The sequence below is a fragment of the Pedosphaera parvula Ellin514 genome (assembly GCF_000172555.1).
In the GTDB taxonomy this organism is placed as follows: domain Bacteria; phylum Verrucomicrobiota; class Verrucomicrobiia; order Limisphaerales; family Pedosphaeraceae; genus Pedosphaera.
On sequence record NZ_ABOX02000066.1, the window covers coordinates 17602 to 28198 of the forward strand.

Sequence of the window (10597 nt, forward strand, 5' to 3'; positions counted from 1 at the left end):
TTGAGAAGGGGGGAGATGAACGAGATCGGGCGTGGCGATGCCGCTTCGGTTACGATCGTTGAGGTGTTTCACAGCGTGGGCCGAAGCGGGTGCTCTATTTGGCGCGGACCCAGTCCGATGGACTGGGCTAAGATAAAGCCGACCCGTTGGGCCTTGGGAATGCGGGATGAAGGTGATGGGCGCTTGCGGGAGGAGTTGGCGTGCAGTGGTTGAGTCGTGACAAAGGCACCTCCTGAAGGCGGGACTCCGAACCTGGATGGTGATGGGTTGTATCGGTGGGCCACTTCGGGTGTGGAGGTGTTCAGTATAGGTGGTTGATGGCATGGTGATTGCTCATGTAGGCGGGTTGGGGCTGGATATTTTACGTGAGCAGAAAAATACGCATCCTGATAATGCTGCCCGCCGTTTTGGTGGTGATGGCGGGTATTGTGCTCACGATCTCCTCGTCGGGCAGTCGCGGAAAATTGAGACGATACCAGGCGGAGTTGCGGGCCAAGGGTGAGAAGTTGACCTTCACGGAATTGGCAATCCCGCCGTCCACGAATGCGGAGCAGGTGGCGTCCCGGGCTGTTTTTATTTCCCCTGCGATTATGTCCGGGGCTTATGCGACCAATTCCTTTGTGCGTCCGGCTCCAGTTCCGTGTTCGTTAATGGAATTTGTTTCGCCTGGCAGGGCGCGGGTGGCTTGGGGTGGTGAATTATGGCTTAATCCAGATAATGGGAATTCGAGCAAGACAAACATCCATTTGAGGATTGAGTGGGCGGATTTTAATCGGACGAACGCGGCGATAGCGGGTAAGTTGGAAATTTATAAGCAGGCTTTGGAGCATCCCACGCCTGATACGGGATGGATTTATCAGAATACGATTCTGACTGCCACCAGTGGGCCGCCGAGGACATTCATGCGGGATCGACCATTGGCCTATGGTTTGGTGAATGCGGAGATCGGGGAACTGCACCGGGGCAATCTGGCTGGCGCGGTGACGGATTTGCATGCCTTGGCCGGGTCGGCGCAATTGTATCGCAATGAACCGATGCTGGTGCACCAGATGGCGCGCGTCACCTTTGCAGAGATGGGATTGCGGGCGACCTGGGAGGCATTGCAGGCACCGGGATGGAACGAAGAGCAACTGGTCGCATTGCAGCGCGATTGGGAGCAGGTGGAGGTGATGGAGGGGGCGGAGCGAGGCTTTTTGGGGACGCGAGCGGAGGGTGTGATTATCATGGAGAATGTTCGCCGGGCGAAAGGCCAAAGTTTTTGGCAGATCATTCCGTTTCAGAACGTGGGAAAAACGGCAATGATGATGATGAACAAGACTCCCCTGGCGCAGTTCTGGAAGGAGCAGGTGCTTCCGGTGACTTACAAGGCGACGAGCATGGATGCGGATGAGTTATTGCATTTGCGGCAGATGAGCGAGTTCATCGACACGGTGCGGCTCCTCAAGGCGGGGCGGCCGTGGCCGGAAGTGAGCCTGATTAATTCGAATCTCTGGCAGAGGTTTGAGGTGGAGGTATCCGGTGATGGCATTCACAGTTATTGGGCGACAGCATACATATTCCCTAATCTCTCGAGGTCTTTGCAGATAGCGGTGCGCACCGAGACGCTACGCCGGTTGGCCATTACCGCCATCGCTTTGAAACGATATGAGCTGAGGCACGGTCATCTGCCGTCGACATTGGCGGCGCTGGTGCCTGAGTTTTTGCACGAGGTGCCGATGGATTTGATGAGCGGGAAGCCGTTGGTTTATCGATGCAATGCGGATTCGACCTTTGTGCTGTATTCGGTGGGGGAGGATGGCAAGGATGATGGCGGGCAGGGTGGGATGGATTTATGGCAGGGGGCGGATGCGGTGTGGCCGGTGGGGAAGGCACGGTGATGCCGAATCGAAAAGCGGAGTTAATTAAGAAGTTGAAGGTGGCTTTTCCGTGGAAGACGCCGATGAAATATAAGCTGCTGCATGCAATTTACCATCATTGTGGTGAGTTGGTGCTGGTTCGGCATTATGGTTGCAAGATGGTTTATCTGGATCCAAATAATCCCGGGGCGGAATTTGCGGATGTGCAGAGCAATGCAGCGACGAAAAAGTTTTTGCGGGAAAATCTGCGGGTGAAATTAAGAGGGTTTGCGGCGGCTCTCACGGGCTGAGTGAGCCGGAGATCAAGAGGGATATCTGTCCGGACAAGTACAGCAAGGCGATTGCGCAATTGCTTTTGCCGGCGGAATGGGAAGAGGAATTGAAATGAGCGCAGGAGGATGCGTGGCGTCGTTTTCATACGCCGGAAGGGTGGAAGCGGGTGTTGGAAATGGTGGATGATTGATCAGTCGGCCGGAGATGATCAGGGAAAGGTTTGGGGTATTGCGGTTGTGGGGGGATGGTGTGCGTCCCCCCTCAACTAAATGAGCTATAGGAGGGTGAATTGGATGTCAACGTATTAAGTTCAATACCACTCCGGCAATGTGCCTAAGTCCGCAAGGTACTTTGCGCTCTGCTTCAGGCCTGCTAAACGGCAATTGCTTGACACTTTAGCTCTTTTAAGGTCGGGAAGTTTTTTTGGGTAACCAATAAATTTTCGAAAGAGAGGTTCGTCCGTTTGCGCAACTGAGCGTAAGATTTGAATCCAATCGCGACGCACCTGAGTTGCATCGTCACTGTCGAGCCGGAGCACACGAATGATTTTTTCGCCAACCTCATTGCGAGCTTCAATACAGCCCATCTTTTCTCCCTTCATATGAACATAGAGACACCTCCCGAGCGCCACCTTGCACGGATCGGGCACTCGCCGCCTGCCTTTCACGAGATTCAGACGTCCTTCTAATAAAATTAAATTATCATAGTCGCAAACGAGGTCGGGACGTTCAGTCTGCGGGACAAAGTGATCGATATGAAACCTTGTTTGTGGCCATGTCTCTCTTAATAGCGAAAAAGTACAACGGTAAAGGAATTCGTCGCGTAACCAATCTCGGTAGCTTTCGTAATCAGTGTACCCGGCAGGACCATGTCTCCGCTGATGCGGTTCCTCCGGATAGACAAAAACCCGGTCAACGAGGGCTAGGCGGTCGCTCTCACGTGTCAGGTCGAAGGTTTCCATTTCCCCTTGGCTTTAAGTTCCGCGACAAGATTGCTGAGTTCTTCCAATGGATAGGGTTCCTTAAGGCGGATGATAAGGTCGGCGAGATGTTGCAGATGATCCAGATTTTTACGCTCCTCCACTGTAAGACCTGCTTTCGATAGTTCTTTTTCAATGAGGTCGCATCGCTGTTCATTAGTCGATTCCCAGTCGTACTGAATGGCTATGAAATCTTTTAGCGTGAGCACATCTTTGAAGTGCATGGGAAAATATCCTGTGAAAGGCACCGCCACCGGACGCCTCCAACCCTGAAATTGTTTAAGCAACAGTCGTTGCGCGCGCGCGGAAAGCTCATACGCTTCGAGCACGGCGGCATCAAGGCGAACAAGTGCTTCGGTTATTTCGTCCGTCGAGACTTGCTGAATGAAATCACGCGGCAACAATAATGATTGAAGCTTCTTGGCTTGCTGATGAATTGGGCTAGATCTTGATAAGTGTTCCAACTTAGGAATGGGCAGAGCTAACAACGTTGCAATATGATTGTCACGATCCAAGTCCCTCTCAAAGCTGAAGGCATTGGCGATAGGTGAGGATAAGACAGCTGTAACTGCAAGTTCAGAAAGCTCTCTCTCGGTCCAAATTGCGCAGAACTGTTGCGTGAATACTAAGCCTTCGAGGTCTGCAAAGGCGGCCAAGCGCCAAGGTGATTTTCGTTCGAACCGAGAGCGATTACAAACAACTTTAGGAGCCTCCCATGGGAGCTTCCATGCCGTGGCCCGCGCCCATAAATGTTCCTGACGAAGCGATAAAAACCGAACTTGTCTTAGGCCGAACTGTGTAAGATTGTCAGCCATTTTCTCGGCGCCTCGTTTGAAGCCCTTTTTGGGCGAATCTGATGCTACATCAGTTCTGGGAGAGGTCCGGGGTTTGCCATCAGTACGTGAATTCCATTGAATGCCCACGTGAATTTCTGTGTGCTCACCGAGTTTTGGAAGCTTAGGAAATTGGTCAAAAAGCGAACCTTTAGGTGGAATCCACAGTGTAAAATCCTTTGACGTGGCAGGTAGATCCAATTTTCCTGACCGTTCGGCCTCTACTTTGAAATCTCCCAGGAACTCTTCTACCCTTTCTGATGGTACCTCCGAGTAGCGAACGGAAACCTGTTTCCCTACGTTGCGGCGCTCAGATGCAAGTAAGGCAACTGTCTCGTTATCAGCATACTTGAAAAGCTTGGGGAGTTCGACGATGGATACGTCTGCGTAATGTTGTGCAATTTGACGATTTGCCTCTTGATAGGAGGGGCTGCTGAGAAAGCTCTGCGGCAAAACCAAGCCCAACATTGACGGTGGTTGGCGCATTAGGCGTTGGATAAATTCAGCAGGAGGTTGTGCTTTGGTGGCAGTTATGTGTTTCCGCGTTTCAGTAGGAAAAGGTTCATAAGGGGGATTGGCCAGCACCACTGAAGCGGTCTTAAGCACTGAATCCCATTGAGGCCAGTCGAACACGTCAGAGTGATAAAGTTGCCAGCTATTGTCGTTTGGATAGTCGGAGAGCGTTAGCAATAGACGGCAGACCTCTATGGCAAGTGGGTCTTTTTCCACGCCGATGAGCATCTTTTGAAAATATTGATGTCGTTGGCGAGGGGTGAGTTTGGGATCGAGATCGGAACGCAAGCGTTCCATCGCCTGCGCGAGAAAGATTCCGTGGCCACAAAAGCCCTCTACGACGATGCGCTGATCAACGGGAATTTTTTCCCACGGCAGACTATTCACGATATAGGAAGCCAATCCGATGGGCGTGCTATGAACCCCAAGTTTGCGGCGGGTCTCTTCATTGATAAACAAGTCTTCGTAGACTCCTACTAGGTCAGGCACTGAAAGATTCTGGAAGTGAAGTGTTCCCGAGATACTATTCCAAGCTTTGGTGAGAATCCGTGTGTCGAGGAAAGTAGTGGGAAGTTTTTTTAGTAATCCAGAGCCTGAGTGATTCTCGGCTTTGGCCAATATCTTGCGCGGGTTCTCCAAGCCATCCCAACCTTGAGCGTCGGCTCGGTCCATGAAGATCTTTGCAGTAACAAATCGGAATAAATAGGGAAAGAGGTAGGCAACGTCAGGCTCACTACCGTGAACAGAGCGATAAGTATCTGCCGTATCAGCGAAGGCCCGTTCAAGTAGGTCGTTTAGCTTTGCTTGGAAAAATTGTTCCAAGACCGGCAACAGCCCGGTGTCATAGAAGTCAAGTTGGCGATTGGGTTTGGCATCCGAGGCCAATTTGAGTCGTCCCAGTGCGGTCGGATTCCAAATTGCGCGATGTTTAAGAAATGCTGAAGCCAGAGAATCTAGAGAAAATGGCTGACCGATGGGGCGGGCTTCATTAGGGCCAACACTCCAAGGTTGGACAATTTGTTGGCCGACTTCAAAAATCAGAGGTGCGCCTAGTGCTCGGTGGTTGTATACTCGGTTGGATCTTTCTTGTTGATCACCGTTGAAAATAACCCCGATGCAAGCATTTCTATAAGTGCAGGGGTAGCCTGAAAATGCCGCCAGCGGAATACGGTTCAGAACGGCGCGACTTCCCTCGAAATCCGCAAAGGTATAGCTGTCAGCAATCTGTCGGCTATCGTAACCGACTGATTGCAGTGCTGCTTTAAAGGAGTGAGTTGCCGCCCGCTGATTCAATTAATTCAGAATACTGGTTGTTAGCGATTTGTCAGCCAGAAATACTTTCTCACAGCAAGTTTGGTTTTGGTAGGTGGCGACTACAAGCAGGGATGCTGAATGGATAACGTATGCACCCAAGCCGAAGGATTATGAGATGCCAATTTTGCAGCGGTCGGAGGTGAAGCGTCCATTTAAGGAAATTGGGCAGGTGTCGGCATTGGGCGGGACGTATGAGACCCAGCGGAATATGTACAAGGCGATCCGTGAAAAGGCGCGGCAGGTCGGGGCGGATGCGTTGATTGAGGCGCATTATAGTGATGCGCGGGTGTATCCGGATTTGATTGCGATGGCGATTGTTTATGCGGATAGGTAGAGGAGATGGTGGGGAAGCCGTTGAAACGGCTGGATGCCATTCGCCGTGTTTGACCACCGGGCTGAAGCCGCGGTGTTAATGACAGAATTCCAAATTTTCGGGATATTTAGCAGGGTGATGCGCGGTGACCGTGTTGAGGCAATGCCGATTGCACGTCTGCGCTCCGGAGGGCGTGGGCGGATTTCGGGTTGTGGGACGTGTTTGTTTGTGGGGAAAGCTCCTAATGAATTGTTGGCAAAGAAAAGTTAGATCCCGCTCACGCGGAGATGCTACCCAGTTTTGATTTCCTAGCGGAGGGATTGGAGTTCCGGGTCGCGTACGCGGTTATTCTCCTGGTGAGTTATGGATGGAAATGAGTGTCCCTTTAGCCATCAGATTTTATTTGTCGGGTGGCTTGTTCATTTCTTCCTCGGTAATCGGCCAGGGTTTTCCGTTTGGGAGTTGCCAGGATCGCGCGCGGCCGAAAAGCGCCGGGGTCAGTGCGGGGTCGTTCACTTTGAATTTTTTTCCGGCGCGAATTTCATCGGCGTGTTTGGACAGGAACGATTTCCATTCGTTTCGAAGTGCGATTCGTTCGCTGCGCGATAAATCGGTCCGGCCAGAGGAGCTTCCTGGTAATCCTTCGATGACGGTTTGCAGGCTATCGAGGGCGAGGCCGTAAAGTTTTTCGTCCGTCAACCGGTCGGCCCAGGTGTCGAGTAAAGCGAAACCGCCGCCCAACTTTTTAGCCGCCTCACTGGCTTCCCCCAGCAACCATTCGTGGTGCTCGGTCGCAATGATTTCCAGAATCGGTTTCAGGAATGTTTTGTCCCCTGATTTTCCAGCAACCGTGCAGGCCGTCCGGCAAACGCCGAGGTCGGGGTCAGACAATCGGCTTTTGACAAATTCGATGCATTCGACTGGCAACGGTTCGGGAATGGATTCCAGGGCGGCCACACGTGTGGGGAATTTGGAATTTGGTCCGAATGCCTTGACGGTTTCCAGCCAGCGATCTGAACGAGGCGGGGACTGATTTGCCAGCCAGTGGAAATATAAAAGAATTTGAGCCTCCCCATTCAGAGCGCCTTCGTGAACTTCGTAATTTTTTCCGTGGAGTGCATCCATGGCGCTGATGAGTTCGCGCAGGGGCTGTGGCTGGTCCAGGATGTCATCTTTTGGGTCCTGCCGTGGATTTACCAGAGGATTTAGCGCATGATCCATGGCCGCGATCACGTTCGGCGCTTCGGCAAGCGTCCCGACACACTGCACCATGGATGCGCCGGCGGCGACTTCATCGGCGCTGGGTTGCGCCAGATAATTTGTCGCGAGTGACCGGACTTCAGGAGCGAGCTTTGGATCCCAGGAATGTTTCACGAGCCTCCGGCGCGTTTCCCGTGTGAATGGCGCAAACCCGCCAAACCCGTTGGTGCTCTCAAGATTGGGATCTGGCAATCGCATGGTAAGTGTCCGCGCGGAGTCCAGCGCCAGTTTTGAATCTGAGTTTGTGGCGAGTTCAATCAGCGCCATGGTTGCATCGACTGTTTCTATCCAGGCGATGCCTTCCAAGGCATTGTGGTTGCCTTTTTCGGCCCGGCGCAGCAGCGGTTTCAGGTAAACAGGCTGGCGAAGTAATGTGAAATCGGGATAATTATGGGATCGCTGGCCATAGACGTGGTTGGGATCGGCGGGCATTTTTTCCATCGTGTTGATCAAAGTTTCCGCCTCCGTCGGCGTTGGCATTTTGAACATGACGGTAATTTCGCCAACTGGCCGTTTCCGTTCGCCCTCTTTCCACCCGAAGTCATGTGTCGCGCGGATGGTGTAACGTCCCGGTTGTGTAATCTGGCAGTAACGCATCAAGGGCAGGGACTCGGTGAATTTGTCGCCGGGCTTGAGTGTGCGGGGACCGCCCAGGCCACCGAAACAGATTCCAGAGGGGTCGGGGTCCGGAGCCACGACGCCAGACTCGTCTGTGGCCGTCACTTTGAATCTTAAAGCTCGAGTTGCGCCCCGATAATCGCCGCCGAAATCGGCTTGGAATGGCTGGTCGCCAATATTTTGAAGGGTAAAATGTACGAGCACATTTTCGCCCAGGAAATATTCGGGATGGTCGAGTTCGAGCGTGACCTTGGCTCCGGCAGGGACAGGCTGGGTGGCGCGTGATTCCCATATGGAGGGTTGGTCGGCGTTGGCTTGTGAGGCGCTTAGAGCCAGCGTGAGCACGAGGGTGCGCCACAACAGGAGGGATAGAAGGGGGCCTCTCATGATGGTTATATTCGCCGATTTGTGAGGTTTGAGCGAGGAGAAAAGCGGACCTCGTGGGATTACAGGGGCATCGGTGAGTGATAAAACCGTGACGGTTTTTCGCAAGGGAAAGGAGATCGTGGTCCCGTGGCTCAGAAAGGAAGGCCCTGGGGCAATTGACTTCCGTTAACCACGTGGGTAGGCTAGCCTTCGAAATATTGTTCGTATATTGGAATTATTGCGACAGGCGTCGCATGTTGATTTTTAGGCGACTTCACGCATGAACGTAACTCGGGCACTTATTTGGGGAATACTTGGAGGTGTGTTTTTTGGCCTCGCTATGTTTCTTGTTATGGCCGCTATCAGCCCGGACCTTCCAGATGGATCGGTGCGGTATGCCATCCTGGTCTGGTACACGGTCCATCGACCAATCCTACCTTTACTGAATCACCTGCAACATTTCTACCAAGCAGTGGCACTCTTTGTTGGGTATTGGACGGTTATCGCTGTTTTCGTGGCACTTGTTGTATGGCGCTTTCGCACCTGGAGAGTCAGACATCGAACCCATGGCACCTAACCATGCGCTGCAGCGAACGCGGCGGGAACGTCGTCTTTGCAGTCGTTGCGTTCCGTCCAGAGGTCGCTGAGGGTGCAGATGCTCGCGTGCGCTCGGGGTGCTTGCGCACGGCCACCAATCGGCAAAGTGTGAATGTTTTTAGGCAATGATTACTCAGGGCGGCACGCGCTTCGGGGCAATTGACTTCAGCTAACCACGTGGGTAGGCTGGCCGAAAATATGCAAGAGACATTGAAGCCGTCCTACGTTGGGAAGCTATTTCCCCCGTACTCAGATGAGGTCACTCCACTTCGTCCGACTTCCGCAGGTGCAAAGGCGGGCAAGATCTTTTATGCGGTCCTGGGTTGTGCTCTTATCGGCGGAATCGTCTGGTTCATCGGCCTGATGTTCGACTGGAAGTGGGTCAGGTATGCAGGCATTGCACTCGGCGTTTGGGTGCTGATTGATACAATCCGAAACATGCTCAAATCGCAGTGTGCCGCGTGCCCGTATTGCCGCAGGGACGTAGGATCCAAATCACTCCTGCAGTTATCCGTCGATGACAAAAACAAGCAGTTTGCCTGTGAGGGTTGTTTTGAATGGTTGATTAGCGATGGGGGTCAAATTCGGGCTTTCCGCGAAACGGATATTGGTAACACAAAGGAGTTTGACTGCCCTGTTATCGCGAATGGTGTTTGGCCGAACGAGTGTATCGTGTGCGGCGCGCCAACTACCCGCCATCTCAACGCCAAGACGCTTAACGTTGGATTAGCCAGCTTGTTGGTTGGGAGACTCTCCGTTTCATACGGCTCCGTTAAAAACATTCCCTATTGTGACGTTCACGAGGCTGCCGTGACCGTCAAAACTGTGGATCGGAAAATCTGGGCGGACTTCAAAGATTACGCGGCGCGGCGGCGCTATTTGCATGCAAACAGGATTCATCGCATGGAGGCAGCAAAGCAGATCAGTTGAATTACAGGCAGGGGCATCATGGTTTCCGACGCATAGAGAAGCGCGAGTGGGGCATATTGATTATTAGGCGATAAATTTCAACAATCCGATTCAACATGGTAACAACAGATTGGCAGTGGTGGACCTACATCAAAGTTGGTGACTACGTCGCGCGTCGTGGGTGCATCCTGGAATTTGACTATGCGGCTCGATGGATCAGATATCAAAAAGTCATCAACTTTCCAAAAGACGGCATTGTTGATAGGGGTGTGTTTGAAGGGACTTTCGACGGAATCTGGGTGGATCCCGAGCGATCTTTTGCGCGTCCCCAAGAGGTTATTGAAGCCCTGGATAGAGGCGTCGTTCCAAGTACGTTTGCCAAGCTTGAGGACCGCGATCCCAGGGATTACTTCAGGAATGAGCGCACGGTTCTAGCCAGCTATTTTCCTGCAAACGATGCCTCGCAATCAAATGAGTGAAGTCAACGTCGCCCAACCAAACACTGTAGCAAACCAGGCATGACGCCTCGTTTGCAGTTTACGCGCCCCGCGTGCCGGGGCATGAAGGTTATGAAGCCTAGCGGAAGGAGTTGTTCGGCTATTTAGAATCGTGAGCTGCGTCCGCGGATAAGCTCGATGGGGTGGGTAGATTCACCGACGATGTCAGAATTCCGGGGTCCTTCCGGACTGGCACCAATCCACACGGGCACCAGCGTCATTCCACCGTTAATTGATTGCTGGCGCGGGGTTCGAGTGGCCGGGGGCAC

General features: G+C 52.7%; 9 protein-coding genes. 6 read left to right on the plus strand and 3 right to left on the minus strand.

What is annotated here, in order from left to right; all coding sequences use genetic code 11:
* The first annotated feature begins 15 nt into the window (after positions 1 to 15).
* From CFLAV_RS28865 to CFLAV_RS28875, 3 genes are all read left to right on the plus strand, one after another.
* Complete coding sequence (locus CFLAV_RS28865) at positions 16 to 213, plus strand: hypothetical protein (RefSeq protein WP_040550667.1); 198 nt, start codon at positions 16 to 18, stop codon at positions 211 to 213.
* Positions 214 to 365: 152 nt separating this feature from the next.
* Positions 366 to 1877, plus strand: a complete 1512-nt coding sequence (locus CFLAV_RS28870) for a hypothetical protein (protein WP_150107659.1) — start codon at positions 366 to 368, stop codon at positions 1875 to 1877.
* The gene (locus tag CFLAV_RS28875) at positions 1877 to 2146 is read left to right on the plus strand and encodes a hypothetical protein (protein ID WP_150107660.1); all 270 of its coding nucleotides are present in this window, start codon (positions 1877 to 1879) and stop codon (positions 2144 to 2146) included. Before CFLAV_RS28870 ends, CFLAV_RS28875 begins: the two co-directional genes overlap by 1 nt.
* Before the next feature lie 293 nt (positions 2147 to 2439).
* Here CFLAV_RS28875 and CFLAV_RS28880 read toward each other — a convergent pair whose 3' ends face one another.
* Positions 2440 to 3090, minus strand: coding sequence for a hypothetical protein (locus tag CFLAV_RS28880; RefSeq protein WP_007418468.1), 651 nt, complete (start codon positions 3088 to 3090; stop codon positions 2440 to 2442).
* Entirely contained in the window at positions 3072 to 5747 is a 2676-nt protein-coding gene (locus CFLAV_RS28885; protein ID WP_007418469.1) for an N-6 DNA methylase, read from the minus strand. Before CFLAV_RS28885 ends, CFLAV_RS28880 begins: the two co-directional genes overlap by 19 nt.
* Before the next feature lie 136 nt (positions 5748 to 5883).
* On the opposite strand from CFLAV_RS28885, the gene CFLAV_RS28890 reads away from it, so the two are divergent.
* Positions 5884 to 6102, plus strand: coding sequence for a hypothetical protein (locus CFLAV_RS28890; RefSeq protein ID WP_007418470.1), 219 nt, complete (start codon positions 5884 to 5886; stop codon positions 6100 to 6102).
* 378 nt (positions 6103 to 6480) lie between these two features.
* Here CFLAV_RS28890 and CFLAV_RS28900 read toward each other — a convergent pair whose 3' ends face one another.
* Positions 6481 to 8346, minus strand: a complete 1866-nt coding sequence (locus tag CFLAV_RS28900) for a HEAT repeat domain-containing protein (RefSeq protein ID WP_007418472.1) — start codon at positions 8344 to 8346, stop codon at positions 6481 to 6483.
* Positions 8347 to 9120: 774 nt separating this feature from the next.
* Between CFLAV_RS28900 and CFLAV_RS28905 the strand changes: the two genes are divergently transcribed.
* Both CFLAV_RS28905 and CFLAV_RS28910 read left to right on the plus strand, forming a co-directional pair.
* Entirely contained in the window at positions 9121 to 9852 is a 732-nt protein-coding gene (locus tag CFLAV_RS28905) for a hypothetical protein (RefSeq protein ID WP_007418475.1), read from the plus strand.
* Between the two features lie 95 nt (positions 9853 to 9947).
* On the plus strand, positions 9948 to 10310 hold the full coding sequence (locus CFLAV_RS28910; RefSeq protein ID WP_007418476.1) for a hypothetical protein: 363 nt from the start codon (positions 9948 to 9950) through the stop codon (positions 10308 to 10310).
* Positions 10311 to 10597 lie beyond the last annotated feature (287 nt).

Coding starts and splice junctions, on each gene's coding strand:
- CFLAV_RS28865 (WP_040550667.1), top strand. CDS start 16: ATGAACGAGATCGGGCGTGGCGATGCCGCTTCGGTTACGATCGTTGAG.
- CFLAV_RS28875 (WP_150107660.1), top strand. CDS start 1,877: ATGCCGAATCGAAAAGCGGAGTTAATTAAGAAGTTGAAGGTGGCTTTT.
- CFLAV_RS28880 (WP_007418468.1), bottom strand. CDS start 3,090: ATGGAAACCTTCGACCTGACACGTGAGAGCGACCGCCTAGCCCTCGTT.
- CFLAV_RS28890 (WP_007418470.1), top strand. CDS start 5,884: ATGCCAATTTTGCAGCGGTCGGAGGTGAAGCGTCCATTTAAGGAAATT.
- CFLAV_RS28900 (WP_007418472.1), bottom strand. CDS start 8,346: ATGAGAGGCCCCCTTCTATCCCTCCTGTTGTGGCGCACCCTCGTGCTC.
- CFLAV_RS28905 (WP_007418475.1), top strand. CDS start 9,121: ATGCAAGAGACATTGAAGCCGTCCTACGTTGGGAAGCTATTTCCCCCG.
- CFLAV_RS28910 (WP_007418476.1), top strand. CDS start 9,948: ATGGTAACAACAGATTGGCAGTGGTGGACCTACATCAAAGTTGGTGAC.